General features: G+C 69.1%; 23 protein-coding genes, 1 tRNA gene and 3 pseudogenes. 11 read left to right on the top strand and 16 right to left on the bottom strand.

Annotation, left to right across the window (positions count from 1 at the left end; all coding sequences use genetic code 11):
- A partial coding sequence (locus COGEMETH_RS10380; protein WP_238182496.1) for a DDE-type integrase/transposase/recombinase occupies positions 1–257 on the bottom strand: 257 nt, incomplete at its 3' end.
- A gap of 1,031 nt (positions 258–1,288) precedes the next feature.
- On the opposite strand from COGEMETH_RS10380, the gene COGEMETH_RS10375 reads away from it, so the two are divergent.
- Positions 1,289–1,636, top strand: coding sequence for a hypothetical protein (locus tag COGEMETH_RS10375; protein WP_238182495.1), 348 nt, complete (start codon positions 1,289–1,291; stop codon positions 1,634–1,636).
- 482 nt (positions 1,637–2,118) lie between these two features.
- Here COGEMETH_RS10375 and COGEMETH_RS10370 read toward each other — a convergent pair.
- The 4 genes and pseudogenes from COGEMETH_RS10370 to motA form a co-directional block, all read right to left on the bottom strand.
- Positions 2,119–2,280, bottom strand: a pseudogene (locus tag COGEMETH_RS10370) (IS481 family transposase); the annotation flags it as partial.
- Positions 2,262–3,105: pseudogene (locus COGEMETH_RS10365) on the bottom strand (IS630 family transposase); the annotation flags it as partial. The pseudogenes COGEMETH_RS10365 and COGEMETH_RS10370, both read right to left, overlap by 19 nt.
- A gap of 104 nt (positions 3,106–3,209) precedes the next feature.
- A complete protein-coding gene (locus tag COGEMETH_RS10360; RefSeq protein ID WP_238182494.1) occupies positions 3,210–4,061 on the bottom strand; it encodes a flagellar motor protein MotB in 852 nt (283 codons plus the stop codon).
- Positions 4,062–4,095: 34 nt separating this feature from the next.
- Positions 4,096–4,953: a flagellar motor stator protein MotA gene (gene motA / locus COGEMETH_RS10355; protein ID WP_238182493.1), complete on the bottom strand. Its 858-nt coding sequence runs from the start codon at positions 4,951–4,953 to the stop codon at positions 4,096–4,098.
- 241 nt (positions 4,954–5,194) lie between these two features.
- On the opposite strand from motA, the pseudogene COGEMETH_RS10350 reads away from it, so the two are divergent.
- Positions 5,195–5,368 (top strand): annotated as a pseudogene (locus COGEMETH_RS10350) (transposase); the annotation flags it as partial.
- 388 nt (positions 5,369–5,756) lie between these two features.
- Here COGEMETH_RS10350 and COGEMETH_RS10345 read toward each other — a convergent pair.
- The 3 genes from COGEMETH_RS10345 to COGEMETH_RS10335 form a co-directional block, all read right to left on the bottom strand.
- Positions 5,757–8,957 carry an FAD-binding and (Fe-S)-binding domain-containing protein gene (locus COGEMETH_RS10345; protein WP_238182492.1) on the bottom strand — a complete coding sequence of 1,067 codons (3,201 nt, stop codon included), beginning with the start codon at positions 8,955–8,957 and terminating at the stop codon, positions 5,757–5,759.
- Positions 8,958–9,285: 328 nt separating this feature from the next.
- The gene (locus COGEMETH_RS10340; RefSeq protein WP_238182491.1) at positions 9,286–9,597 is read right to left on the bottom strand and encodes an ETC complex I subunit; all 312 of its coding nucleotides are present in this window, start codon (positions 9,595–9,597) and stop codon (positions 9,286–9,288) included.
- 39 nt (positions 9,598–9,636) lie between these two features.
- A tRNA-Pro gene (locus tag COGEMETH_RS10335) sits at positions 9,637–9,713 on the bottom strand.
- A 354-nt stretch (positions 9,714–10,067) separates the two neighbouring features.
- Between COGEMETH_RS10335 and COGEMETH_RS10330 the strand changes: the two genes are divergently transcribed.
- From COGEMETH_RS10330 to COGEMETH_RS10320, 3 genes are all read left to right on the top strand, one after another.
- The gene (locus COGEMETH_RS10330; protein ID WP_238182490.1) at positions 10,068–11,501 is read left to right on the top strand and encodes a mannose-1-phosphate guanylyltransferase/mannose-6-phosphate isomerase; all 1,434 of its coding nucleotides are present in this window, start codon (positions 10,068–10,070) and stop codon (positions 11,499–11,501) included.
- A gap of 746 nt (positions 11,502–12,247) precedes the next feature.
- A complete protein-coding gene (locus tag COGEMETH_RS10325; RefSeq protein WP_238182489.1) occupies positions 12,248–13,891 on the top strand; it encodes a porin in 1,644 nt (547 codons plus the stop codon).
- 380 nt (positions 13,892–14,271) lie between these two features.
- Positions 14,272–15,675, top strand: a complete 1,404-nt coding sequence (locus COGEMETH_RS10320; RefSeq protein WP_373875340.1) for a 2-hydroxycarboxylate transporter family protein — start codon at positions 14,272–14,274, stop codon at positions 15,673–15,675.
- A gap of 52 nt (positions 15,676–15,727) precedes the next feature.
- Here COGEMETH_RS10320 and COGEMETH_RS10315 read toward each other — a convergent pair whose 3' ends face one another.
- The 3 genes from COGEMETH_RS10315 to COGEMETH_RS10305 all read right to left on the bottom strand — a co-directional run bounded on the left by COGEMETH_RS10315 (position 15,728) and on the right by COGEMETH_RS10305 (position 17,356).
- A complete protein-coding gene (locus COGEMETH_RS10315) occupies positions 15,728–16,615 on the bottom strand; it encodes a cation diffusion facilitator family transporter (protein ID WP_238182488.1) in 888 nt (295 codons plus the stop codon).
- A gap of 196 nt (positions 16,616–16,811) precedes the next feature.
- Positions 16,812–17,045, bottom strand: coding sequence for a hypothetical protein (locus COGEMETH_RS10310; RefSeq protein ID WP_238182487.1), 234 nt, complete (start codon positions 17,043–17,045; stop codon positions 16,812–16,814).
- Between the two features lie 62 nt (positions 17,046–17,107).
- Entirely contained in the window at positions 17,108–17,356 is a 249-nt protein-coding gene (locus COGEMETH_RS10305; protein WP_238182486.1) for a hypothetical protein, read from the bottom strand.
- Between the two features lie 218 nt (positions 17,357–17,574).
- On the opposite strand from COGEMETH_RS10305, the gene COGEMETH_RS10300 reads away from it, so the two are divergent.
- From COGEMETH_RS10300 to tgt, 3 genes are all read left to right on the top strand, one after another.
- Positions 17,575–17,934: a YciI family protein gene (locus COGEMETH_RS10300; protein WP_238182485.1), complete on the top strand. Its 360-nt coding sequence runs from the start codon at positions 17,575–17,577 to the stop codon at positions 17,932–17,934.
- A 178-nt stretch (positions 17,935–18,112) separates the two neighbouring features.
- Positions 18,113–19,207, top strand: coding sequence for a tRNA preQ1(34) S-adenosylmethionine ribosyltransferase-isomerase QueA (gene queA / locus COGEMETH_RS10295; RefSeq protein WP_238182484.1), 1,095 nt, complete (start codon positions 18,113–18,115; stop codon positions 19,205–19,207).
- A complete protein-coding gene (gene tgt / locus COGEMETH_RS10290) occupies positions 19,204–20,361 on the top strand; it encodes a tRNA guanosine(34) transglycosylase Tgt (protein ID WP_238182483.1) in 1,158 nt (385 codons plus the stop codon). Before queA ends, tgt begins: the two co-directional genes overlap by 4 nt.
- A gap of 43 nt (positions 20,362–20,404) precedes the next feature.
- On the opposite strand, the gene COGEMETH_RS10285 is transcribed toward tgt, so the two are convergent.
- Positions 20,405–21,601: a S1C family serine protease gene (locus COGEMETH_RS10285; RefSeq protein ID WP_238182482.1), complete on the bottom strand. Its 1,197-nt coding sequence runs from the start codon at positions 21,599–21,601 to the stop codon at positions 20,405–20,407.
- 1,002 nt (positions 21,602–22,603) lie between these two features.
- On the opposite strand from COGEMETH_RS10285, the gene COGEMETH_RS10280 reads away from it, so the two are divergent.
- Both COGEMETH_RS10280 and COGEMETH_RS25595 read left to right on the top strand, forming a co-directional pair.
- Entirely contained in the window at positions 22,604–22,900 is a 297-nt protein-coding gene (locus COGEMETH_RS10280; RefSeq protein WP_238182481.1) for a GCG_CRPN prefix-to-repeats domain-containing protein, read from the top strand.
- 153 nt (positions 22,901–23,053) lie between these two features.
- Positions 23,054–23,182, top strand: coding sequence for a hypothetical protein (locus COGEMETH_RS25595; protein ID WP_283214975.1), 129 nt, complete (start codon positions 23,054–23,056; stop codon positions 23,180–23,182).
- A 24-nt stretch (positions 23,183–23,206) separates the two neighbouring features.
- Here the strand turns inward: COGEMETH_RS25595 and COGEMETH_RS10275 are convergent, their stop codons facing one another.
- Genes COGEMETH_RS10275 through gntA form a run of 3 tightly spaced genes read right to left on the bottom strand, consistent with a single transcriptional unit; the run spans position 23,207 to position 25,604 of the window.
- Entirely contained in the window at positions 23,207–24,271 is a 1,065-nt protein-coding gene (locus tag COGEMETH_RS10275; RefSeq protein ID WP_238182480.1) for a hypothetical protein, read from the bottom strand.
- Positions 24,272–24,322: 51 nt separating this feature from the next.
- Positions 24,323–24,919 (bottom strand): DUF1989 domain-containing protein, encoded by a 597-nt coding sequence (locus COGEMETH_RS10270; RefSeq protein ID WP_238182479.1) that lies wholly within the window; start codon positions 24,917–24,919, stop codon positions 24,323–24,325.
- Entirely contained in the window at positions 24,909–25,604 is a 696-nt protein-coding gene (gene gntA / locus COGEMETH_RS10265; protein ID WP_238182478.1) for a guanitoxin biosynthesis heme-dependent pre-guanitoxin N-hydroxylase GntA, read from the bottom strand. The genes COGEMETH_RS10270 and gntA overlap by 11 nt, the downstream gene beginning before the upstream one ends.
- A 184-nt stretch (positions 25,605–25,788) precedes the next feature.
- Between gntA and COGEMETH_RS10260 the strand changes: the two genes are divergently transcribed.
- The gene (locus tag COGEMETH_RS10260) at positions 25,789–26,232 is read left to right on the top strand and encodes a DMT family transporter (RefSeq protein WP_238182477.1); all 444 of its coding nucleotides are present in this window, start codon (positions 25,789–25,791) and stop codon (positions 26,230–26,232) included.
- An 84-nt stretch (positions 26,233–26,316) separates the two neighbouring features.
- Here COGEMETH_RS10260 and COGEMETH_RS10255 read toward each other — a convergent pair.
- Positions 26,317–26,883: spore photoproduct lyase family protein (locus COGEMETH_RS10255; protein ID WP_373875339.1), on the bottom strand; the 567-nt coding region annotated here is incomplete at its 5' end.

The following is a 26,883-nucleotide window of genomic DNA, read 5'->3' as shown; positions in this document are numbered from 1 at the left end:
CTTAAGACGAGGATGAGGGCTCTCGGCCGTGGCGTTGTCGTCGGCATCGCCGACCGAGCGATCGATGGGCGCACGCCCGCCCCCTGGCAGCGGCTACTGAGCGCCAGCGACGTGTATCGTGATCCCCGGTCCGAATAATGGATCACGTCGTGGGGCCTGCGCCGGGTGACGGCCATCTCCAGGGCGTCCCGGACGAGCTCCGACCGGAGGTGGTTGGCCATCGCCCAGCCGACGATCCGGCGGCTGAAGGCCCTCATCCTGCGCTTGTCGAAGAACGAGCACGACGGCGAGGTCGAGGAAGCCGGCAGGAGTCGGCACGTCGGTGATATAGCTGCGCGGTCCTTCGGTTCCGCCACCCGGAGCTTCGGGGCCGCGGCAGCGAGGTTGCGGTCGACGAGATCGGGAGCCGGACGCGCCTCCCGGTCCCGCCGCGTCGTGAGGGGCCCACCGCGCCGATGGCTGGCCCCGACCAGGGCCGGCCTCGCGCCTCAGCCGGGCACTGCGTTTACAGGAATGCCGCTCGCCCTGCGCGCGCGCAGGTCGGCATGGGCGCGGGGCGCGCCACAGGTCTCGTGCGAGCCGATATGGACGGCGCGGATCCGCCTCGGCAGGGCAGCGTCCGCCACGCGTCGCGCCGAGGGCTACCGGCCGGCCCAGGCATCGTACCCGGCCTTCACGCCGAGGATGCGCGCCAGCACCGTGATCGGGAAGTCGGCCTGGTCGGCGCTCATGAACCGGAAGACCCCGACGGCAGAACTCCAGTCTCCCGCGCAAACCAGGCTGTCGCGCGCGGGAGAGGATATCGCGCTCCAGCTTCAACTGCCGATTCTCACGCCGTAGCCGGATGAGTTCGTCGCGCTCGGCCGTCGTCAGGCCGGGATCGGCACCCGGGCGCTTCTCCTCGCGACGCCCCTCGCTACGGTCGACCTCGGCGACCCAGTTCCGAATGGTCTGGCCCGAGGGTTGGTGTCCGCTTCGGACTTCAGGCGGTTGACAAAATCCGAAACCGAGGCGGTTCAGGACTTCCTTGCGGCCTAATGCCGAACGGCGGTGAGCGCGAGTCATCGCCGTTCGCCCCCCCCGAAAGCGGGGCGGCGGGCGTCCGCCGGACGCGCTGATCCCGACCATCGGTCGGGATCAGCGCAGATTGGTAGTAAGGCACGGCTTGCGACAAGCCCTACCTGGAGGCCCTCGCCTACGACCTGCGGGAGAAGCACGGGGTCTCGCTCGATGAACTGAGCGCCGACTCAATCCGCCGTAACTTATAAGGCTATGACGCGAGGAAAAGATGAACAAAGCCACCAAGCGTATACAATCGACAATCAAGATTCGGAACGCAGTAGGATTGAAAGGCGAGAGCTGGGACAATCAAGCCATTGCTCGCGACGTCCTGTTCGACGAACTCGGATACAATCGGGTGGATCGGCCTCATTACAGTCTCGATGACCAAACGAAGGATATTTTACTCGCCCACGCCAGGCAGGATGCGTCTCACGCGCTGGGCAACACGATATCGCTTCTCGAGCGCGTCGAGAAGTTAGACAGGACCGTACGGATTCTCTGCGTTTTTGTAGTTTCGGCCGGCATCACGATTGCCTACCTCCTCTGGAAAATCGTCCAGAACAGTCAGATTTGACCGGATCACGATGATAAACGCTGCAATTGATAATTTACAACGTTGTGAGGTCTGGCAACGCGTTTCGCGCTGGTCTTGCTCGGCATCCTCCCGGTCTTGGCCGTCGACGATCCGCAGGCCCAGCTTGCGACAAGCCCCCAGCTCGGATGACTGTCCCTTGTGATTGCCGCGCAGCACGATTGGTCTTGATTGGCGCTCCGTTAGATAAAATTTCAGGGCATTATTCTGGAGACTAGAAAACGAAGGCCGAGTAGGATTTCCCCATGCTTTTCAAGCCGCGCATCGCTGTGTTCGGGATCGGCGGACTTGTTGCTTTGGCGAGCAAGCCGTAGCCAGCATGGGAAGGCATTGCGATCGGCCTCGTTTGCATCGTGGCGTCCGGGGCGGCGAAGCTGGTTTGGAAGCCTTCGCCTCTACCCAAGAAGGTCCTGCGAGAAGCCGGCGCGGATCCCGCATCCGGCGCTGTTCGCGGTCGCGCCAAGTCAATCCCGAGGCCGCTGGATGTATGGTCCCGGGATGTGGTGTGACGGATTGGGCCTGAAGCGCTTGGACTCCTTCGTCCAGACCTGAAGGACATGCTCGCAGGGTGTGAGGCCCCGCAAGGTCTTCAGCCGACGGCATGATTGATGTTGTCGGGAACGATCGGTTCGTCGGCGATGTGCCATCCGGCTCCGTCGAGCATCAGGACGGCATGGGCACCGGGATCGACGGCGAGACTGATCTCACGGAGATGCGCGGTCATCGCCGACTCGGTGCGGCGCGGCAGGGCGAGGCCGGCGCCTTTGCCTCTCTCGGGCCAGATCGCCCCGAAGATGGAGGCGTACTCCGTTCGCTGATCCTTGGGGGCTGCGGGCCGAGAGCCACGGCGCGGCAGGGTGTTCTTCCGGCCGGCACGCGCCTCGTCCCGCCACCAGAGCTCGATGGGCGTGCCAAGCGGCAGCCGCGCGCGGATCGCACTCAGTTCGGCGGGCAGGTGTTTTTGATCGCGGCCGGCGTGGCCGGATCGTGGGCACGATGCCGAGGGCGCGCCGAGAGCTTGCGGAAGCCGAGCGCCTTGACCATGCGCTCGACCGAAATCTGGTGCAGGCTCACTCCGAAGCTTGTCCGGATCCAGGCGGCCAGATCCTTCAACCGCCGGCGCATCACGCCGTCCCGGTCCGGATCGGGACCGCGCTCCACGATGGCGGCAAGCGCCTGATGCTGTTCGGGGATCGGCTTGGGCGCCTTCCCCGGTGCCTTGCCGTCGATCAGCCCGTCCGGCCCCTGCGCATCGAAAGCCTGCACCCAATCGCGCACCGTCTCTGAAGGCTCACCGCCCCGATCCGGCCGGCGTCCGTGCGGATGCCGCCGTTGTCGATTCCTGCCGGCGCCAGTAGGCGCCGGCTCGGACTGGCGTCCCGGCTGGCCTCGGCCGGCCGTCGCAGGTCATCGGCAGCGAAATCGTCTCGCAGGGCAATGGCTGCAGACATGGCGCCCCCCCCGCTCGCCCCATCGAACCAGATCCGCCGCCAACGCGAAACCCCGTGCGTCCGCGTCGGTACCGATTGGTACGCAGCGGCGAGGCGTCATGTCGTCAGCGAAGAAAGTTCGGGGGCACCGGCGGACTCCCATTGAGCAGAACGATCGTCACCCGTCGGTTCGACGCGATGTAGGGGTTATCGGGGAAAACCGGCTCGGTGTCGGCGCGTCCCACCACGGAAGCGAAGTTGTCGTTGGGAACCCCGGCACCCGCCAGGATCTCGCGCACGGCGAGCGCACGCCCGGCGGTGAGGTTCCAGGGTTCGCCGGCCCGCGCCGAGCCCGGGCGCGCGACTGCCGTGTGGCCGGTTATAGACAGGCGGTTGGGCAGCTGGCGCAGGGCGGGCGCGAGCGCCTCCAGTACGCGACGGGTGCGCTCGTAGGGGTCGACGGAGCCCTCGCGGAACATGGAGCGGCCATCCTGGTCCACGAGGGAAACGTTCACGCCCTCCTTGGTCTGCTCGATCACGATGTTGCGCGACAGCTCGGCAATGTCGGGCATCTTCTGGAGCGCCTGCCGGAGGCTGGCTATGGCGCTGTAGTTGGCCTCAACGCTGGCAGCGAGATCGCTGGCGCGGTCCGGACTGGTCGAACGCGCTCTGTCCTCCCGCTCGGCAGAGCCCGTCGCTGCGTCGCGCGGCTTGGACGGCTTGTTGCCCGAAGTGTCGAGGGAGGTGCCGTACAGCATTCCGCCGGCGCCACTGGTTGCAGGGCTCAGAGCAGCCGGCGCGAAGTATTCCGCCAAGCCGATCTTCTGCTCCTGGGTCGTCATGCTGATCAGCCACATCAGCAGAAAGAACGCCATCATGGCGGTCACGAAGTCCGCATAGGCGATCTTCCAGGCCCCGCCGTGGTGCGCATGAGCGGCCTTCTTGACCTTCTTGATGATGATCGGCTGGACGGCCATGGTCGTCGAGTCCTTGCTCGAGATCGGGTCGGATCTAGGCGGGCAGAGCGGCGGTTGCCGTTTCCACTTCGTTGAAGGTCGGGCGGACGTCGCTCATCAGAGCCTTGCGGGCGAATTCCACCGCCATCACCGGCGGCTGGCCGCTGATGTGGGCGAGGAGACCCGCCTTGAGTGAAACGTAATATTTGGACTCGGCCTCGAAGAGGCTCTTGAGCGACTGCGCCATGGGCCCGAAGAAGCCATAGGCGACGAAGACGCCGAAGAAGGTGCCTACGAGCGCGCCGCCGATCAGATGTCCCAGCACCTCCGGCGGCTCTTTGATCGCCCCCATCGTCTTGATCACGCCGAGCACGGCGGCGACGATGCCGAGCGCCGGTGTTCCGTCGGCGAGCGCCTGCATGGCCGAAACGACGCGCTCCTGCTCCTGGTGGTGCGTCTCCAGTTCCTCGTCCATGAGAGCGTCGATCTCGTGGACGTTGTTGGCGCCCAGCGTCACCATACGCATGTAGTCGCAGACGAACTCGACCGCGTGATGGTTCGCGGCAAACGTCGGGAAGGCGTTGAACAGCGTCGACTCGCTCGGATTTTCGATGTGCGGCTCGAGCGCCATCAAACCCTTCTGCTTCGCAAGCTTGTACAATGAATACTGCATCCCCAGCAGTTCGACATAGCATTGCTGCTTATATCTGGGGCCCTTCACGAGCATGCCCAGCGTGGCGGGCACGGCCTTGAGCACCGGCCCGGTGTTGCCGATGACGAAGGCGCCGATCGCCGCACCGAGGATGATGACGAATTCGTACGGTTGCCAAAGGACTTCCAGGTGGCCACCCATCGCCGCGTAGCTGCCGAAGACGCAGCCGAAGACGATGATTGCGCCGATGATCAGCCGCATAATTTGCCATCCTCGCGCGGCGGCAGGTACAGCCTGCGTAAAGCCACTAACGATCCGACAAATTACTCATTAAGGTTAACGGCGAGTTTCGAGCCGTGGCTGGAGGATTATCAGATGTTCGGTCCCGGCATTTGGGGGGCGGGTTTGACCTGAAGCGGCTCGGCTCGGCAGACCGTGCCTCGGTGTCTGTCTGGCGACATATTGAGCGACGAGAGTGGTTTGCGATTCAAGGCGGCTGGGTTTGGAGGTTGCCGATGCGGAGACTGGGAACCGGTCTCGCTACGACCGCAGCGAGCTTCGTTATCCGAGCGACCTGACCGATGCGGAGTGGGCGCCGATCGCCCCTCTGATCCTTCCGGCCAAGCGCGGCGGCGGCAAGTGCAGCGTGGACATGCGGGCGGTCGTGAACGGCCTATGATACCATTGCAAGCCACACCCTGGGGGTGCCAGTCCTTTCCCGGGCGCCAATGTTCCGAGAAGCGTCCACGCCTCAGAAACTCAAGCCGGACGAAGCAGTTGCGACAGGCGGACCGTGCCACGGCGGTGTGCCACATGCTCTTCGGGCTTCCCCGTTCGATGAAGCGGGCAGCCCGCTCCTCCGCGAATCGAGCACCGCATCCCCTCCGACGTTCGCCGTCTCGCTGTAGGCCGCACCCTTTCGGTGTCGCTCGGCTCCGAGACCATCGGCCTCGGCCGTCCGCGACGGGATGAGGGTGGCGGACGTGTCGTAGCAGGCGACCGCTTCGAGGCCCGCCCGAGGGTGCGGCCTGCCATGACAGGCTCCTTGCCCGCAGCGCGATCGATCAGCCCCGCGCCTCGGCCGGGCGGCGGTGTCCGGCCGCCGTGCCGCCGCCCGCCGAGAGGTGGGCGCAGAGAATCGAGACGGGGTGCGGCAGGCGGACGCCGTCGACGAGCTTGGCCTGCGAGCGGCAGGAATATCCGTCGGCCAGCAGCCGGCCGGTCGGCCCCTTCTCGGCCACGTGCCGCGCCCAGCTGAGGCCGTAGATGCGCTCGGACATCGCCCGGTGCTCGGCCTCATGGCCGTAGGTGCCGGCCATGCCGCAGCAGCCGGACGGCAGCGTCGCGAGGGTGAGCCCGAACGCCTCGAAGACGGTGGACCAGGCGACGACGGCGGGCTGGGCCGTCGTCCGCTCGGTGCAATGGGGCAGCAGCCAGTAGGCTTGGGTGCCGGAGGCGCGCGGGAGGCCCTCGCGGCGGGCGGCCAGCCATTCCTGGACGAGCTGGACGCGCGGCAGGTCGCGTCCCGGAAGCGCCTGCGCGTATTCCGACCGGTAGGTCAGCGTCATCGAGGGATCGAGACCGATCAGGTCGATCCCGGTGGCGGAAAGCCGGCCGAACTCGTCCGCGTTGACGGAGGCGAGCCGTTCGAACCGCCCCAGGAAGCCGTGGACGTGGAGCGGCTTGCCGTTCGGCCGGTAGGGCGCGAGCCAGGGCCGTATCCCGATCCCGATCAGGAGATCGAGCAGGTCGAGCAGGACGGGCGTCTCGTAGTAGCTCGTGAACGCGTCCTGGACGACGACGACGCTCCTCAGCCGCTCGGGGGCCGACAGCGCCGACAGGGCCTGTGCGCTGGCGAGGCCGACGCCGCGGCGGGCGATCTCGCGATCGAGGTTCAGGCCGGACAGCCTGGGGGTATGGACGAGCCCGACCATGCCGGAGGCCCCGAGCGCCGTCCCGAGGTTGACGAGACCGGGCGCCCTGGCCAGCCACGGCACCAGCGTCTCAAGCGCGGCGAGCACGTGATGGCGCAGGGGCCGCAGGTAGCGGCCGTGGTAGAGTTCGAGGAACTTCGCCCGGAAGGTGGGGACGTCCACCTTGATCGGGCAGGAGCCCGTGCACGACTTGCAGGCGAGGCAGCCGGCCATCGCCTCGTGGACGGCGTGCGAGAAATCGTCCTCCCGCCGACGCAGGGTCGCGGCGACGCGTCCCGGAAAGGCGCGCCAGGCCGGGCGGGTGCGCAGCCGCTGCGCCTCGGCCAGCGGATCGGTGCCGGAGGCCGCAAGCCGCCGCAGCCACTCGCGCATCAGTTGGGCGCGGCCCTTCGGCGAGTGACGGCGCTCGCGCGTGCCCTTCCAGGACGGGCACATGGCATCGTCCGGGTCCCAGTTGAAGCAGGCGCCGTTGCCGTTGCAGTGCAGGGCCTCGTCGTAGCCGGCCCGCACGGGCGTCGGGATCGCGCGGTCGTGCTGCCCCTTGGTCGGCACGCCGTCGACGGTGAGCAGCGTGGCCCCGTCGGGGGCGGCGATCTTGCCCGGGTTGAACTGGTCGCGGGGATCGAAGGCCGCCTTCACCGCCTGCAGCACCGGGTAGAGCGGCCCGAACACCTGCGGCGAGAACTCGGAGCGCACGCCCTTGCCGTGCTCGCCCCAGAGGATGCCGCCGTACTTGCCCGTCAGGGCGACGACCTCCTCCGTCATCGCCCGGATCAGCGCCTCGGCGCCCGGCGCCTTCATGTCGATGGCCGGGCGGACATGCAGCACGCCCGCGTCGACATGGCCGAACATGCCGTAGACGAGCCCGCGCCGGTCGAGCGTCGCGCGGAATTCGGCGATGTAGTCGGCGAGGTTCTCAGGGGGGACGGCGGTGTCCTCGACGAAGGGGATCGGACGGGCGTCCCCCTTCATGTTGCCGAGCAGACCCACCGCCCGCTTGCGCATGCCCCAGATGCGGGTGACCGCATCGCCCGCCTCGGGCAGCGCGAGCAGCACCCCGTCAGAGACGGCTTCGTCACCGTCTTCGCCGAGCCGTCGACTGCCCTGCGCGTTCGCCGCGGACCGGCGGGCAGACGCCTCCTGCGGCGCGACCGGGTCGGCCGCGGCCTGCCGGGCGACGGTGAAGCCGCGGCGCCCGCCGGTCCGGCCGCCCTCGGACAGCAGGTCCGTCACGACGGCGAGCCGGGCTTCGAGGTCCGCCGCCGTGTCGGCCAGCACCTCGACGAGGTTCACGCCCGCAGCCGGTCCCTCGGGATCGTCGGGAAAGTAGGCGCTGACCTCGCTCCAGACGATATCGTTGCGCGCCAGGGCGAGCACCCGGGAATCGACGGTCTCGATCGAGGCGGCCTCGACTTCGACCAGGGTCCGCGCGTCGCGCAGGGCCGCATCGAAGCTGTCGTAGCGCACGTTGACGAGCGCGGCGTGCCGCGGGATCGGCAGGACCGACAGCGTCGCCTCCGCCAGGAAGCCCAGCGTGCCCTCGGAGCCGCACAGCACGGCGTTGAGGTCGAAGCGACCGTCGGCGCGCCGGATGTGGGCGAGGTCGTAGCCCGTGAGGCAGCGGTTGAGCTTCGGGAACCGCGCGGCGACGAGAGCCGCGTTCTCGCGCTGCAGCCGGTCCACCGCGCGGTGGATCGCGCCGGCCCGGTCCGGGCGCGCCTGCGCGGCCGCGAGGCCGGCCCCGTCGAGGGGCGCCGAACGCCACACGATCCCGTCGGACAGGACCGTCGTGAGGTCCAGCACGTGGTCGCGGGTCTTGCCGTAGAGGCAGGAACCCTGGCCGCAGGCATCCGTCGAGATCATGCCGCCGATCGTGGCGCGGTTCGAGGTCGAGAGTTCCGGCGCGAAGAACAGCCCGAAGGGCTTGAGGGCGGCGTTGAGCTGATCCTTGACGACGCCCGCCTCGACCCGCGCCGTGCGCCGCTCCGGGTCGATGGCCACGATCCGGTTCATGTGCCGCGACAGGTCGACGACGAGACCGTCCGTCAGGGACTGGCCGTTGGTGCCGGTGCCGCCGCCGCGCGGCGCGATCCGCACCCCGGCGAACCTCTCCTTTTCGAGGAGCGTCGCGATGCGGACGAGATCGTCCGTGCCCCGCGGAAAGGCGATCGCCTGCGGCGTCAGCTGATAGATCGAGTTGTCCGTCGCCATGACGGTCCGGTCGCCCGAGCCGAGGGAGAGGTCTCCGGAGAAGCCGCGCGCCCGCAGCTCGGCGCAGAAGGCCGCGTAGACCGACACGGTGACGGGCTCGGAGGCGAGGTGGGGGATCATGGCGTCACGCTGGGATGGCGGCGGGCCCGGCGTCCTGCCGGACGCGGCGGCCGGAGACGAGTCTCGGCGTCGCGCCGACCGGGCGTGAGCGGCCGGTCGCGACGGGCGGCGTCCCGTCCGGGACCGTTTGGCCGCAGACTCCCTGGAAACGGCATCGTTCTACGTTCGCCGCGGCCGTGAACGGCGTGAGCGACCCTCACGTCGCATCGGTCGCAAGGCCGCGTTTCGGCACCGGGAAGCGGCTTGTCGGGCCAGCCCTCCGCAATCGAGATCGCGAGACGAGGCGCGCCAGTCGTCCGAAGCGCCGCTCCGGAGATCGGACAGGCCCTCAGTGGGTCCAGGGCGCCGTGCGGTTGAACTTGAAATTGTCCGAGTAGGACAGGCCCTTGCGCATCACGGTCTTCTGCGGCTCCTCGACCCGATAGGCGATGCCGGCGCGCTTGGCGTAGGCGATGGCCTCCTCGCGGGTCTCGAATTCGAGGCGGACCTGCTGGAGCATGTCCGAGGAGCCGGTCCAGCCCATGAGCGGGTCGGTCTCGCGGGGACCGGTCTGGTCGAATTCGAGCAGCCAGAGCTTGGTCCGCGCCATCCCCGATTGCGAGGCGTCCTTCGTGGGCTGGAAGATGCGGGCGCTCGGCATCGGTTCAACGGCTCCCAGAGGCGGACGGCCCTAAAAACATGGTCGGGGCGATAGGATTCGAACCTACGACCCCCTGGTCCCAAACCAGGTGCGCTACCAGACTGCGCTACACCCCGACAGCCGGTGAAGGCTTCATTTCCCTAGCCTTCCGACCCGCCGGACGCAAGAACGCCCCAACGCCGCGCGCAGGACCCGCAGGGCGTTCCGCGCTGCCGTTCGATGGGCGTCTTGCCGCGGGGGCAAAGCTTAGGCACGATTCCTGCGCGCCGGGCGTGTCGGGCAGCTGCCGGCTTGATCGCCGAGCCGCTTGATCGCCAAGTCGCTTGATCGCCAGGACGCTTGCCCGCATGGACACCGGGCCGGGGCATCGGGGCGCCGGCTTGGTCGATCCTGTTCGGCCTATCATTGGGTCGGCGCCGTCCGGGCTCTACCGGGCAGCGCCCGACGATCGGGTTTCGGAGCGGTTCTCGATGAGCGCAGCGTGCGTCGCCGACATTCTTCCCGTGATCCTCTGCGGCGGCTCGGGCACGCGGCTGTGGCCCGCCTCGCGGGCGAGCATGCCCAAGCAGTTCGCCCGCCTCGTCGACCCCAAGTTCTCGACATTCCAGGCGACCGCACAGCGCGTGGCCGACCCCGCCACCTTCGCCAGGGCCGCCGTGATCGCCTCCAGCGAGGCCCGCTTCATCGTCGCCGAGCAGCTCGCGCAGGTGGGGCTGTCCGCCGACATCGTCCTGGAGCCGCAGGGACGGGATTCGGCAGCCGCCGTCGCGGTGGCGGCCCTGCACGCGGCGCGCCGGAACCCGGAGACCGTCGTGCTGATCATGGCCGCCGACCACGTCATCGGCGACACCGCGGCCTTCGTGCGCGCGGTCAGCGCCGCGGCCGTGGGCGCGCGGGCGGGCTACACCATGACGTTGGGCGTGGAGCCGACCCGGCCGGCCACAGATTACGGCTACATCCGCCGCGGCGCCCCGCTCCCCGAGGCGGAGGGCGCCGCGCGGGTCGAGCGATTCGTGGAGAAGCCGGACGCGGCCGGCGCCGAGCGCCTGATCGCCGAGGGCGCCCTGTGGAACTCCGGCTACTTCCTGTTCCGGGCCGACCTGATGCTCGCCGAACTGGAGGCGCACGCGCCCGACGTGCTCGCCGGCGCCAGGGCCGCCCTCGACGCGGCCGTGACCGACCTCGACTTCGTCCGCCTGGACGCGGCAGCCTTCGCACGCGCCCCCAAGATCTCCATCGACTACGCCGTGATGGAGCGGACCACGCGGGCCGGCGTGCTGCCGGTGTCCTTCCCCTGGTCGGACGTGGGCACCTGGGACGCGGTCTGGCAGGTGCTGCCGCAGGACGCCCAGGGCAACGCCCTTCGCGGGCGGGTCGAGCTGATCGAGACGCGCAACAGCCTGATCCACAGCGAGGGCGACGGCCTCACCACGGTGGTGGGCCTCGACGACGTGGTGGTGGTGTCCACGCCCGACGCCGTGCTCGTCGCCTCGAAGGCGCGCTCGGGCGAGGTCAAGGAACTGGTCGCCACCCTGCGTGCCAACGCCCACCCGGAGGCCGATGCACACCTGCGGATGTATCGCCCCTGGGGCTGGTACCAGCGCATCGACATCGGCGAGCGCTTCCAGGTGAAGCGCATCCAGGTGACCCCGGGCGGACGGCTCTCCCTGCAGAAGCACCACCACCGGGCCGAGCACTGGGTCGTCGTGCGCGGCACCGCCGAGGTGACGATCAACGACCGCGTGGTGCTCGTGCACGAGAACGAGGCCGTCTACCTGCCGATCGGTTCGATGCACCGGCTGACCAACCCCGGCAAGATTCCCCTGGAACTGATCGAGGTGCAGGTCGGCTCCTATACGGGCGAGGACGACATCATCCGCGTCGAGGACATCTACGGACGCTGAATGTTCGACTTATGGGATGAGCGTTCCACCGCGAGGAGACGCGAACCGACCGTTCTCTTTGGCGCAGACGCGCCTTGAAGTGCCTCTGCACGGTGGGAGTCTTTAACAGGACCGTCAAAGTCCTCGGCGGCACATGCGATCTTCTGGAATGGCGCGTCGCGCACTCTCGGGCATGAGGAGATCGCCGGGGCTCGATCGGTCAGGCGGCCTCTGAGGGTCCGCGCCGGGGCACCGCCACCGCGCCGGCCGAATGCGATTCGCGGGAGGCCGTCCGGCATCTCCGGCGAGGCCCGCTCTCCCTGGCGACCCACCTGTCCTCGGCAGATGCGCCGTCCCGGGAGCAGGCATTCCGGAGGCGGGCGGATACGGAAGACTTCGCCAGATCTGTCCTCGCGATCCAAACTACAGGTTGCAGGCCGGTCGTGTCCGGTCGCCCTGCGGTATCGAATCCCGCCCTGGCGGCCCTCTCCACGCCTTTCAGGATCGCGCGCAACTCATTGCCGGCTATGGCCTTCCGAAGATGTGGCGGGGCGGCAACAGGCTGCCGGAACTGCCCGGGTCCCTGCGAATCATCGTTGCCCCGACGTGTTCGTTCGCACAGAGTGACTTGGCACTGGGGGCATCGCCAAAGCGAGCCCAGATGAGCCCGCCGCCAAGACGCGGGCCGCACAGAACAAGTACCGGGCAGTCAGGTGGAAGCCGCTGCGATGGTGCGTCCTCGGGTCTCGAAGCTTTTGGAGATGACAATGAAGCTCTTGAAGAGCTCGCTGCTCGGATCGGCCGCCGCCTTCGCCGCGGTCGCCGGAGCGCAAGCCGCCGATCTGCCGGTCAAGAAGGCCGCCCCGATCGAGTTCGTCCGCGTCTGCTCCGCCTATGGGGCCGGCTTCTTCTACATCCCCGGCACCGACACCTGCCTGCGTCTCTCGGGCCGCGCGCGGTTCCAGTACGGCTTCCAGGCTCCCGTCGGCCGCGGCAACGGCGCCGGCGACTACAGCGGCTACCAGGGCCTCGCCCGCATCAACATCGATGCCCGCACCCAGACCGGCTACGGCACCCTCCGCGCCTTCCTCCGCGTCGAGGCAGCCAGCCGCACCGGCATCCCGACCCTGCATTCCGGCACGCAGATCCGCATCGCCAACGCCTTCCCGGGCGCCGGCGTCGATGCCTACGGCCGCGTCGAGCAGTACCTGAACACCGACAAGGCGTTCATCCAGTTCGCGGGCTTCACCGCCGGTCGCGCCTCGTCGTTCTTCGACTTCTACGCCCACGACTTCGAGATGGTCGGCGTGACCTCCGGTTCGGACCTGGGTTCGACCAACCTCGCCGCCTACACCGCGACGCTGGGCAACGGCTTCTCCGCCACGATCTCGATGGAAGACCCGAGCTTCCGCCGCACCCCGATCTACTCGTCTCAGGCCGCGGCCGCCGGCGCAGCGGTAGCCAATTCATCCTCGGCTCTGATCTTCGCGCAGACCAACGCCCTGACGCCCGTCTTCCTCGGCTACACCGCCGCCGGCGTGCCGAGCGGCCTCGGCTTCACCGACGTGGTCCAGCGCAACCGGATGCCCGACTTCGTCGGCGCCCTGCGCTACGACGCCCCCTGGGGTTCGGCCCAGGTCTCGGGTGCCGTGCATGAGCTGAACACCGGCAACACCGTCACCACCTTCGTCGGCACCAATGCCGGCGCGGCCCTCACCCAGGCCAATGCCCGTCCGCTGGCCCGCACCCCGAGCGAGTACGGCTGGGCGGTCCAGGGCGGCCTGAAGCTCAACCTGCCCTTCATCGCGCCGGGCGACACCCTGTACCTCCAGGGCTCCTACGGCGAGGGCACGCAGCTCTACACCGGCAACTCGTCCTACTCCGGCTCGTACACCGGCAACCCGACCTCGATCCAGGGCTCGGCCTTCAGCCAGTACTTCCAGGACGCGACGCTCAACCCGTTCACCAACCGGCTCGAGCTCGCCACCAGCTTCTCGGCGGTCGCCGCGATGCTGCACTACTGGTCGCCCGAGTGGCGTTCGGCCTTCTTCGGCAGCTACGGCGAGAACACCTTCGCGAACGGCGCCCGCTTCGCCCAGGGCTCCTACTTCGGCCTCCTCGGCACCGGCCCGGGCGTCCCCGGCACCCGGTACTACGCCCTCAACCAGGTCCTGCGCGACACCTACCAGGTCAGCGCCGGCGCGAGCCTGATCTGGTCCCCGGTGAAGGACCTCGATATCGGCCTGGAAGGCGTCTACGTGAAGGTCGGCGCCCAGAACGGCCGCGTCCTCGACCTGAACAAGGTCCCCGGACAGACCGCCGCCTACGTGAACAACCTCGCCAACCCGGTCCGCACGATCAACAGCGAGGACATCTTCCAGCTCCGCGCCCGCGTCCAGCGCGACTTCTAAATCGACGTCCATCGGCGACGAAACGACCCTGGACGGCGCCCGAGACGGGCCCGTCCGGGGCCATCGAGACCTCCAAAGGCTTTCGGATTCAGCCCGGCTTCACAGCCGGGCTTTTTTCGTTGGCGCCGGTCCGCCCGGAGCCGGCGCGGGGGCGTCGGACTGGGACGGCCGCCCCGGAGACGGTAACGCCGGATTGACACGCGGGGGCCGCGATGCCCGATTGACGCGAAGGCGGCGTTCTGGACCAACTCCAATCTGACGCGTGCCGGCAGGCCCGGCCGCCCGTCGGGGCGCTGGACCGTTCCGTGCCGTGCCCAAAGACGTCGCGCGCAGGCGAGATCGCGCCGACGACGAACGCTGACCGGCCCGCAGAGGCCGGGATGATCGGAGAACGCCCAGTGTCGAGCCCCGTCGCACCCCAGGCCGTGGACATGCCCGCAGCCGATCCGCCGGCCGCGCGCCGCTTCTGGCCGGAGGGCTGGTGGCGCCTCGTGGACTACAAGATCGGCATCATCCCGCTGCCGGTCTATCTGATCGTCGCCGCGCTGCTCACCATCCTGACGCTGGAAGGCGAGATCCGCCCGGACGGTCCGACCATGATCGCCGTGCTGGTGATGGGGGGCTTCACCTGCGCCGAGATCGGCAAGCGCCTGCCGATCCTGCGCAACATCGGTGCGGGGGCGATCTTCGCCACCTTCGTTCCCTCGGCCCTGGTCTACTACAAGCTGATCCCGCCGCAGATCGAGAAGTCGATCATCGACTTCACCAAGTTCACCAACTTCCTCTACATCTACATCGCAGCCATCATCGTCGGCTCCATCCTCGGGATGGACCGGGACGTGCTGATCAAGGGCTTCCTCAAGATCTTCGTGCCGCTGGCCGTGGGCTCGGTCGCGGCCGGCATCGTAGGCACCCTGGTCGGCACGCTGCTGGGGCTCGGCGCCCACCACACCTTCTTCTTCATCGTGGTGCCGATCATGGCCGGCGGCGTCGGCGAGGGGGCGATCCCGCTCTCGATCGGCTACGCCGCGATCCTCGGTCAGGCGCAGGGCGACGTCTTCGCCCAGGTGCTGCCGCCGGTGATGCTCGGCAGCCTCACGGCGATCATCTTCGCCGGCACCCTCAACTTCGTCGGCAAGAAGTACCCCCACCTCACCGGCGAGGGCCGCCTTCAGCCGGACCATGAGAACGACATGCCGTCGAGCGACGCCAAGGCGAAGGCCGAGGCCGCGTCCGGCCAGGTGGACGTGGCGACCATCGCCGCCGCCGGCCTCACGGCGATCACCCTCTATCTCCTCGGCGTGATGTGCCACCACATCATCGGCCTGCCGGCCCCGGTGGCGATGCTGTTCCTGGCGGTGATGGCCAAGCTCTGCAGCGCGGTCTCGCCCCATCTCCAGGCCGGGGGCTTCGTCGTCTACAAGTTCGTGCAGACCGGCATGACCTACCCGCTGCTCTTCGCCATCGGCGTCTCGCTGACGCCGTGGGACAAGCTCATGGCCGCCTTCACGGTGACGAACCTCATCACCATCATCGCCACCGTGACCACGCTGATGGGCACCGGCTTCATCGTCGGGCGCATGCTCAAGATGTACCCGATCGAGACGGCGATCGTGAATGCCTGCCACAGCGGCCAGGGCGGCACGGGCGACGTGGCGATCCTGACGGCGGCCAACCGCATGGCGCTGATGCCCTTCGCCCAGATCGCCACCCGCATCGGCGGGGCGCTCACCGTCACCTGCACCCTCGTGGTGCTGAAGTGGCTGGGTGCCGCGCCGGTCTGAGTCTCGGACCTTGCGATTCGGCCCCGGCCCCGACGACCGGGGCCGGGTTTCCTCAGATCACCGGCAGCCCGCGCCCCTTGGCGTGTTCCCCCGGCTCGACGTGGATGGTGACGACGGCCCCCGGAATCGTGGTTTCCAGGGCCTCCTCCAGCCGGTCGCAGATGTCGTGCGATTCCTTCACGCTCATTTCGCCCGGCACCACGAGGTGGAAGTCGATGAAGGTGGCTTGGCCGGCCGAGCGGGTGCGCACGTCGTGCGCCTCGAGCGCGCCGTCGCCGTGCTGGGAGATCGACTGGCGGATCTGGCCGATCATCTCGGCGGGCGCCGCCCGGTCCATCAGGCCGTCGACCGAATCACGCACCATCTGCCAGCCCGACCACAGGATGTTGAGGGCGACCAATCCGGCCACCAGCGGATCGAGCACCGGATAGCCCGTCGCCAGCACCGCCCCGAGCCCGACGAGGACGCCGCCCGACGTCACCACGTCGGAGAAGACGTGGCGCGCATCCGCGATCAGCGCCGGGGAGCGCCAGGCCCGGCCCCAGCGCAGCAGGGCCCAGGCCCAGGCCCCGTTGATCGCGGTGGCGAGCGCGTTGACGGCCGCGCCGATGCCGGGCGCGTCGAGGGCCTTGGGCGCGAGGATGCCGAAATAGGCCTCCCGCAGGATCAGCAGCGCCGCGACGATGATGAGCGCGCCCTCGATCACCGCGGAGAAGAACTCGGCCTTGTGATGCCCGTACGGATGTTCGGCATCGGCCGGGCGGCCAGCGACCCGGAGCGCCACGAAGGCGCCGGCCGCGGCCACCACGTTGATGATGCTCTCCAGGGCGTCGGAGTAGAGGGCGAGGCTGCCCGTGAGCCAGTAGGCGGAGAATTTCAGGCCCATCACGACCAAGCCGATTCCGGCGCTGGCGAGGGCGGCTTTCTGTGTGCGGTCCATGGGTCCGTCCGGCCGATCGTCCGGGCGCCCATACGGGAGGCGGGCGGCACAAGGCCACGGCACAGGTGTTAGCCGTGGCTAAGTGCACCTCACAAGACTCCCGATCACCCGGGGGCCTCCGTCTGGCCGCAGCGGCGCTGCGGGAGTTTCGTGAGAAACACGAATACGGCCGCGTTCGCGACGTGGCGTCCGCCGTTCAGGCGGCCGGCTCTCCGGGAATCACCGCGCCGCGCTCCACCTCCCGCACCCGGCTGCGGGCGGCCTGCGCCCGGGCCGATTCGGCCTTGCGCAGGTAGCCGCGCCTCTGCCAGCCGAAGCGCGCGTTCGCGGCCAGCGCGTCGAGGCGGGCAGCCTCCCGCTCCCAGTAACCCAGCAACTGCCCGTCCAGGGTGATCCTGGCCGGTCGGCGCGGCGTCGGTCCGTCGGGCATGGTGTCGGATTCCTCGTCTCGGACGCGGTTCCCGGAGAAACCTGGGGCATCCCCCAAAATCCTCAATCGGCCGGGGAGGGCGGCTCGCCCGTCTCCTCGACGATCAGGCCGTCGCCGTCGCCGCGAAAGCTGCCGGGGCCGGCATCGGGGACGGGCGAGGCCGGGGTGCCGAAGGGCTCGCTCGGATAGGCCCGCTCGAACGTCGCCCGCGCCTCGTCCGGACCGGCGGCCTTGAGCACCACCTGCGGCCGGTCGGGCAACGGCCAGCGGGGATCGGCGGAATCGCGGGGACGCACGGCGTACCAGGGCATATCGGTTTCCGAATCCCGGCTCCGGGACGGCCGGGTCTCGCGGGAACGGACGCGATCCGGGCACGGTTCCGCCGGCGGCGCCAATCGCGCGACGCCACGATTGCGGCAGGACCGGCGGCCACCTCGAAAAAACGGCTCGCCGAATGTCGGGCCGCCAGAACCTCGTGCGTCTTGATAAGGTGAGGCCGATCCGCGTCTCACGGCCATGGGGAAGACCGATGCGCGTGATGGTTCTGGTGAAGGCGACGGCCGAGAGCGAGGCTGGAATCATGCCCTCCAGCGAGCTCATGGAGGCGATGGACCGGTTCAATGGGGAACTGGCCGATGCCGGGCTCCTGAAGATGGGCGAGGGCCTGCGCCCGACTCGGGAGGGCAAGCGGATCAGGTTCGACGGCACGAGCCGCACCGTCTCGGACGGGCCTTTCGCGGCGACCGGCGAACTCCTCGCCGGCTTCTGGATCTGGGAGGTGACGGACATGGCGGAGGCGCAAGCCTGGGTCATGCGCTGCCCCAACCCCATGCCGACCCCGAGCGAGATCGAGATCCGCCGCTTCTACGAGGCCGCCGATTTCGCGTAGCGCCGCGGCGGGCGCGAAGAGCGCCTCGCCTGAGCCGAAAGCCTGGGCCCACGGATGCGGGCGCGCCCGATCGGGGCAAGGCACGGAACAAGACACGGAACCGGGGAAGCGCGATTGCCCCGTTCCGCCGGCCGCCGGCCATTGAACCGCGCCCGCGATCGGTGCAGGTGACGAGCCGATGCGCGTGGACCTGTTCGATTTCGACCTGCCCGAGGCCAGCATCGCCCTGCGCCCGGCCGAGCCGCGCGATGCCGGGCGGCTCCTCGTGGTGCGCCCCGGCGCCCCCTTCGAGGATCGGCAGGTGCACGACCTCTGCGCCCTGCTGCGGCCGGGCGATGCCCTGGTGTTCAACGATACGCGGGTGATCCCGGCCCGCCTCCAGGGCGTGCGCACCCGCCCCGGCGCGCCGGGCCAGCGCACCGAGGTGATGCTGCACCTGCGTGAGGACCCGGAGACCTGGCGCGCCTTCGCCCGCCCCGCCAAGCGCCTCGCCCCCGGCGACGGCCTGCGCTTCGGCGACTCCGCTCTAGCCACGGGCGCCCCCTGCGACCTCGGCGAACTCGCCGCTACGCTCCTGGAGAAGGGAGAGGGCGGAGAGATCCGCCTGCGCTTCGACCTCTCCGGCCCGGCCCTCGACGAGCGGATCGCGACGCTCGGCAGCCTGCCGCTGCCCCCCTACATCGCCGGCAAGCGGCCCGCCGACGCGCGGGACGCCACCGACTACCAGACCGTCTACGCCCGCGAGCCCGGCGCCGTCGCCGCCCCGACCGCGGGCCTGCACTTCTCGGAAGACATGCTGGCGCGGATCGATGCCGCCGGGATCGGCCGCCACCACGTCACCCTGCATGTCGGGGCCGGCACCTTCCTGCCGGTCAAGGCCGACGACACCGACGCCCACCGGATGCATGCGGAGGTCGGATTCCTCGATGCTGCGACCGCGCACGACCTGAACCGCGTCCGCGCTGCTGGCGGGCGGATCGTGGCTGTCGGCACCACGTCGCTGCGCCTCCTGGAGAGCGCGGCCGACCCGGACGGGCGCCTGCGCCCCTTCGCCGGGCCGACCGAGATCTTCATCACGCCGGGCTACCGCGTCCGGGCCGTCGACGCGCTGATGACGAACTTCCACCTGCCGCGCTCGACCCTGTTCATGCTGGTCTCGGCCTTCTCCGGGCTCGACACCATGCGCGCGGCCTACGCCCACGCCATCGCCGCCGGCTACCGCTTCTACTCCTACGGCGATTCGAGCCTGCTGTTTCCGGCCGGAGCCCCATGACACCGACACCCGAGATTCCCGGCCCCACGGACGACTTCCGCTTCCGGGTCCACGCCACCGACGGGGCGGCCCGCACCGGCGCGATCACCATGCCGCGGGGCACGATCCGGACGCCGGCCTTCATGCCGGTGGGCACTGCCGCGACCGTCAAGGCGATGTATCCGGAGCAGGTGCGCGCCCTCGGGGCCGACGTGGTGCTCGGCAACACCTACCACCTGATGCTGCGCCCCGGCGCGGAGCGGATGGCCCGCCTCGGGGGCCTGCACCGCTTCATGCGTTGGGACGGGCCGATCCTGACCGATTCGGGCGGCTTCCAGGTGATGTCGCTCTCGTCCCTGCGGAAGCTCGACGAGCAGGGCGTGACCTTCCAGTCCCACATCGACGGGACGCGCCACCACATGAGCCCGGAGCGCTCCATCGAGATCCAGGGGCTTCTGGGCTCCGACATCCAGATGCAGCTCGACGAGTGCGTGCGCCTGCCGGCCGAGCCGAAGGCGATCGAGAGCGCGATGCACCTGTCCCTGCGATGGGCCGAGCGCTGCCGGGCCGCCTTCGGTGAGCAGCCGGGCAAGGCTCTGTTCGGAATCGTGCAAGGGGGCGACGTGCCGGCCCTGCGCGTCGAGAGCGCCAAGGCCCTCGTCGGCCTCGACCTCAAGGGCTACGCCATCGGCGGCCTCGCGGTGGGCGAACCGCAGGCGGTGATGCTCGCCATGATCGAGGCGGTGGAGCCGCACCTGCCGGCCGGCAAGCCCCGCTACCTGATGGGTGTCGGCACCCCGGACGACCTGATGCGCTCGGTCGCCCGCGGCATCGACATGTTCGACTGCGTGATGCCGACGCGGGCCGGCCGCCACGGCCTCGCCTATACCCGCCACGGCCGGGTCAACCTGCGCAACGCCCGCCACGCCGAGGATACGAGCACGCTGGACGAGACCTCCACCTGCCCGGCCGCCCGCGACTATTCCCGCGCCTACCTCCACCACCTCGTACGCTCGGACGAGATCTTGGGGATGATGCTGCTGACCTGGAACAACCTCGCCTATTACCAGGACCTGATGGCGGGCCTGCGCGGGGCGATCGCGGCCGGGCGCCTCGCCGACTTCTGCGACGAGACCCGCGCCGGCTGGGCGCGGGCGGAGGGGGCGCGGACCTGAGGCGCAGTGGCCCCCGGGGCCGCCCTTCCATGAAGTCTCCCGTTCAGCGGCAGGTGACGTGGACCGTGAACAGCTTGGCCTGCTCGGCCACACTGGCCGGGTCCATCGATGTCTGGCTCTTGGTTCCTACGGCCGGCGGAATGCCGTTCGAATCGAGGAAGTTCAGGGCGATCATCGCCTTGATCGCGAAGTTCACGTTCTGCGGAATGTCGTTGTTCGACTTGGCGACGTTCAACGCGTTCAGCTTGGACGTGATCACGCCCACGATCGCCCCGTATTGATCGACCAGGGGGCCGCCGCTGTTGCCGGGCTGGACCGGCGTAGAGATCTGCAGCATCCGCGTGTCATCGCCGAGGCCAGCGGCCGCGGTGATGTTGCCGACCGTGAAGTTGCCCGAGGCTGCGAGGAGATCGGGGAGCGGGAAGCCGTAGGCGTAGACGCTCTCGCCCACCCGAGGGCGCAGCGACAGGGCCGGGACCACGGGGCGGTCGAACGGCGTACTGAGAACGGCGAGATCGTTCTGCACGTCCGTCGCCACGAGGCGGGCGCGCATGGACGGCACTCCGAACTTGGCGACGTTGATCTCGGAGCAGCCCTCGATCACGTGGTTGTTGGTCAGGACATGGCCGACATCCGAGACGAAGAATCCCGTTCCCGAACTCGCCCCGTTCTTGCGCGGCGTGGACCCGCCGCCCTCCGGCACTTGGCCCGGTGCCGCCTTCGCCTCGATGACGGACTTCTGGCAAGTGAACATCGCGTCGAGGGCGTCCCCCGAACCGGACATCGAGAGCTGCGCGATGGTCCGGTTCTCGAAGACGAGGCCGAGGCTGCCCGCTTCGGCCAGATCGAGGACGAAGCGCTTCTTCAGGCCCGACGCGTACAGGCCGCGTTCGCTGGTGCGCTCGATGCCGACGAACTGGCCCTTCCACCGGCCGCGCCGACCCGTGAGCAGCATCAGGGGATAGGAACGATCCACGTCGATCGACTTCCAGCGGGGATTGGTGAAGGCGACGAAGGCTTCGTCCTTTCCGCCGTCCATCCCCATCCAGACCGTCGTCCCGTCCTGATAGGTCGCGGCGGCGAGACAGCCGTTCAGGGCGGTGTTGACGCCGATCGACCAGCCCGAGACCTTGCCGATGGTCTTGTCCACGCCGAGGATCGTGATCGCCTGCGCCAGCGACGCAATGCAGCACAGGACCGTCACCAAGAGGGGAAGCAGCGCGCGAGGAACAGTCAGCATCGTTCAGGCAACCTTGCCGATATCCGTGTGCGCCGATCCATCCCGGTCGGCGGATGCCCGCGTGCTACGAAGCGTCAGCGACCACTGACGGGAATCGGTCTGGCGGGAGCGGAATTCGCAAAGGGATCGGAGGCGGCGTTGACGGCGACGCCCCCCGATCCGGCGCGGCGGCGGCCCGGTGCGGCAGCGTAGTGCCTGCGGACCGGGCGGCTCCGGTAGACGGCGACACGGCGCGACCGGGGCGCGTAGTAGCCCGGCCGAGGTCCGGCGACCATCGCGCCCAGCGCGAAACCGACAGCGGCACCTGCGAGCCCATCGAGGGCGCCGGCCGAGGCACGCGGCATCATCGGGACGAACATGAGCAGGGCGGCGCCGACGACGGCAAGGGCAGACTTCGAAATATGCATTCGCTCGATCCTTTTATTCAGTGAGCCGCGATTGCGGAATGCTTGATGCGACGATGACAAATCCAGCCGGCCAAGAATATACCATTAAGAAACAGCCTAAAAAGATCCGAACTATTTGGATCGATCTTTAACTGTCGGATGAGCTAATTAAAACCGATCATCGGACGCGCGCGGCGCGTGCCGAAGCGTGAAATCTATCTTGCCTCGACATGGAGATTATCCGAACGGCCGCGCTTGAACAGACCGCCGACACAGAATTTTCACATTTTTCTCGTTCGGCGCTCTGAGCCGCCCCTAGAATTTGCTTACGTAGTCTTGCGGAATCCGCGTCCAGAGGCATCAAGGCTCGGTATCGGCCTTCCGACGGGAGAGCATCGTCGTGCATATCGGCACGGTATCCGGCGGTCGCATCGTGAAGGCCGGAACGGTGCGAACCCGCACACCGGGGGACATCAATGATCGAGCCCAACGAAAACCCGTCCGACTGCTGAATTCTCGCGTACCATTCGGCACATCCAGCATTCGCAGGCCGGTCTACCCCTTCGATAGTTCGCGGCACGGCAGAACCAGCCCCGAACATTCGAGGAGGTCAATCATGATGCTGTCCAGGAAAATCGGGATCGCGGCGCTGGTCGCGGGCACGCTCGGCCTCGCGTCCTCCGCGAGTGCCGCCCCCCTGTCGCCGGCCCGGGCCCTCGCCCTGGCGGGCGATGCGGTCGAGACCGTCGCCTACGGCTGCGGCCCGGGCTTCGCCCCCAACGCCTGGGGCCATTGCCGTCCGATGTATCGCCGCTCCGGCTATTACGGGCCGCGCCGCTACTACGGCCCGCCGGCCTATGCCCGCCCGGTCTTCCATGTCGGCCCCTACGGCGCCGGCCTGTCCTTCTACTGATGCGGGCCCCCGGCTCCCGCGGGCTCGGAGGGGCGTGGGGAGCCGGGGACTTCGCGCGCGCCGCACCGTCCGGATCGCCGGGTGGTGCGTGCGCGGGGCAGCCCGCCGTCGGGCGGGCCGCCGATTCCGCATCGGGACCGGAGGAGTTGGATCATGGACATGGAACGCCTGCACCGCGCCCTTTCCACCCGCGATTCGGATTGGCGCAGCGTCGCCTTCGCCTACACCTCGATCGTCATCGGCGCGGGCCTCGTGATCTACAGCGTGGTGGCACAGCAATAGCTCGCCTCCCGGCGGCATCGCCCGTCAGGGATGGGCCAGGACGCGGTAGAACCCGTCCTCGGCATCGCGCCCCGTCTCCGCCGCCGCCTTGAGGCCCGCCACGATGCGGCCGGCCACCGGCAGGCGGTAATGCAGGGCGTCCCAGTAGTTCTCGTCCCGCGTCGTCACCGGGGACGAGATGCGGAAATCGACTCCGACCGCGCCGCGCGCCTGAGCGATCTCCGTCACGCGCGCCTTGCAGGCGGCCTCGCGCAGCCCTTGTGCGCTACCCGGCGGCCCTTGCGCGGCCGCGTGCACCGGCATGAACGCGATCAGCTTGAGGGCGCCGGCCGGCACCGCGGCGAGCAGGCGGTCCAGGGTCTCCAGCGCCGGCATCATACCGTCCGCCGGGGCGGACTGCTGGGGCCGCATTCCCGTGGCATCGGCCGAGTCCGGATCGTGGGCGGTGCCCGCGTGGATGTGCATCCGGGCTCGATGCGGGTCGTAGGCGGCCTCCGGCGGCGTGAACACGGCGTAGCCGTCGCCGCGGATGCGGGGGCCGGCAAGGCCGAGGCGGTGGAGGGCGACGCGGCCGGCCACCGTCAGGCCCTGCCAGTTCGCCTGCTTGAGCAGGCCCCACGGCGCACCCGGCGCGTAGAGCCAGTCCGGGAACGGATGGGTGGTGCGGGCGGGCGGATGCGGCGCGCACCAGGTGGCGTCGAGGCCGAACAGGACGGCGCGCACACCCTCACGCTGCAGGAACAGCCGGGCGAGCCGGGCCTGCTCGTCCGGGGTCGCGGCGTTGATCGCGAGGTTGGCGAAACGCGCGCCGAAGGCACGGTCCAGCGCCTGCGGATCGAGGAGGCGTGCCGTCGAGGTGCCGAACACCGCCGCATCGAAGCCGCCGCCGCGGGCGATCTGCGGGTAGGTGAAGCGCTGGTTGCTGTCCATGATCGGACCGGAGGGCTGCCCTGGCGCCGCGCGCAGGCCGTAGGGGTCCATCATGGCCGCGAACCCGATGGCGGCGAGCCCCAGCCCCAGACCGGACAGCACGAAGTTCGCGCCGAAGCGCCGCCACGCCGCACCGTCCCCTGTCGGGTCCGCACGCATCGACGCTCTCTCCTCCCCCGCACCGCTCATGGTGCCGCGCGGCTTCGTCCCTCAACCGGAGATCACATAATGGATCGGCTTGAAACTCCCGTTGTTGGATTGCAGGGCGGAGCAGGCCGTCAGCCCGACCACGAGGTCGGTCGCCGCCTCGAACGTGACGTGGTCGCCGGCCCGGCTGAGGGGGGCGGCCACGGTCAGGGCCCCGGTGGCCGCGTCGACCGGCACATTCATGAAACAGTTGAACGCGACCGGTATGGCATCCGGCAGGATGCCGTAGGGCGCCAGCGCCGCCGCGAGGTTGCCGAAGCAGCCGCGATGCGGATCGGTGTCGCCGTAGATGATGCGGAAGGTCTCGGCCGAGCACGGCGTCAGCAGGAAGTCGTGACGGCCCACCGTGTCCTCGACGATGCGGAGCAGCACGTTCGAGCGGTTCGAGTAGAGCGGGTCGCCCGTCGTCAGGTAGATCCGGCTGGCGTAGTCCAGGGTCCGGCCCGACGAGATCACCTCGGCCGTATCGTGGCGATTGAAGGCGAGGAGGTCCGCGACCTGCTCGCCCATCGGATCGATCACCGTCAGCCTCTGGCCCCGGTCGAGGGTGAAGGCCGCGCCGGATCGCGGCGCGATGGTCCGGTGCGGCTCACTGCACATCGGCGGCGTCCGTCCGGCCCTGGAACGGGCAGCGCCAGGCATCGTCCACCGCCCGGCCGCTGTATTGGCGCGCCTCCGACATTTCCCCATGGCGCGACAGCATCGGGTTGACCGAACCGGCCAGGTCCTCATCGCGCTGGAGGATCGACGTGCGAAGCTTCTCGTAACGGCCGGCCGCCCGCAGCTGCTCGAACTGCGCATGCAGGTTGAACACCAGGACCGGCGCCTCGAAGCGCCGGGCCGGCCGGCTCGCACGCGGGTGCAGCCCGACGATGAAGAAGGCCTCGCCGCCGAAGCTCAGGGAGAAGTGCGGGCTCTCGGGATCGGTCGCGACGCGCCGGTCCCAGGGCTGGCCGAGCCAGGAATCCTTGTCGGCGAGTGACTGCGCGCGCGCCCAGAGGTGGCGCTCGAACTGCTCCTCGCCGAGATCGCCCGGCCCCTCGAACACGACGGCGAAGCTCTGGAACAGGTCCGGCGCCCGCTTGTAGCGCGCGGCGAAGGCCAGAAGCGCGGGGTAGATCCGCATGTCGTCCCAGCCGGAGGTGATGTCGCGGGCAACGACGATCTTCACCTGCTCCTTCGACAGCGCGGATTTCGCGCCGACACAGGGAAAGGGCGGGTTGCGGATGAAGGCGCGGAACGCGTGGGCAAGGGGGTGGTCACGGTCGTCTCTGGGGAATTGCATACGCACTCGTCACTGAACCGCCCGGGCTGCGTGGGAAAACGGCAGCCGGTGATGCGGATTCGGGCAACCGGCCGGCGCGGCCCGTGTTCCGGGCCGGACGAGAGGTCGCAGACTTGCCAACAGGAACCCTGGAACGCCGCGATCGCCCTACCTCACCTCCATCGGGGTCGGGCCGGGGCAGGCGATGTGGTATCTCTACGGCTTCGTCCTCCTGGCCGGCGTGGCCAACGCGGTCCAGGCGGGACAGAACGGGGCCCTGTCCAAGGGGCTGTCCCAATCGCTGACCGCCGGCCTCGTCGTCGCGGCGGGCACGGCGAGCTGCATCCTCGCGGTCGGGCTGGCCTCGGGCAAACTCGCCTGGCCGACCTACGCGCAGGCCATGGAGATGCCGTGGTGGGCTTGGTTCGGCGGCATCCTCGGCGGGGGCATCATCCTGGCGCAGTTCGTGGTCGCCCGGCAGATCGGCGCGGCGCCCTTCCTCGGGCTGCTCGTGACGGCCGGCGTCGTCACCTCGATCGTGCTCGACCATTTCGGCTGGGTCGGCTTCGAGCGCCATCCGGCCACCCTCTGGCGCATCCTCGGCGGCATCCTGATGGTCGGCGGCGTCGCCCTCGTCGCCATGTCCTGACGACGCCCGAACCGATACGGCATGCCTGGACACCCGGAGCGGCGATGGCCGGTCGTCTGCGGAAGGCCCGCGGTCGAGGCGGATTCAGAACGCGTAGCGCACCGTGCAGTAGGGCATGGTCTCGGCCAGCAACGCCTTGAAGCGGGCGAGCCAGCGGCCCTTCCAGCCGGCGCGGTAGCGCAGGTTGTCCCCGCCCCCTTCCGAGACCTTGGCCTCCTGGATGTCGGGACGCCAGAGCAGCTCCTCGGCCTTCGGATGCCAGCCGAGGTTGACCGCGTGCAGGGCCGCGTTGTGGGTCAGCATGATGACCTCGCACTTGAGCTGCGCCTTGGCGGCCTGCGAGAGGGTGCCGTCGATCTCGGCGAACAGCGCCCGCCAATCCGCCTCCCAGCCCTCGTAGAGGATGACCGGCGAGAAGTTGACGTGGACCTCGTAGCCGGCGGCCACGAAGGCGTCGATGGCCGCGATCCGCTCGTGGATCGGGGCGGTGCGCACGTCGACGACCCTGGCGATGCGCGCCGGCATCAAGGAGAAGCGGATGCGGGTCCGCCCCTGGGGATCGTAGGCCAGCAGGTCGGGGTTGACGGCCTTGGTCGCGAACGAGCCCTTGGCGTTGGGCAGCGTGCGAAACAGGGCGACGAGGTCGCGGAC

The sequence above is a fragment of the Methylobacterium trifolii genome, assembly GCF_022179685.1.
In the GTDB taxonomy this organism is placed as follows: Bacteria; Pseudomonadota; Alphaproteobacteria; order Rhizobiales; family Beijerinckiaceae; genus Methylobacterium; species Methylobacterium trifolii.
Note: the sequence above shows the minus strand (reverse complement) of the source record. Positions and strands in the feature narration are given on the sequence as shown.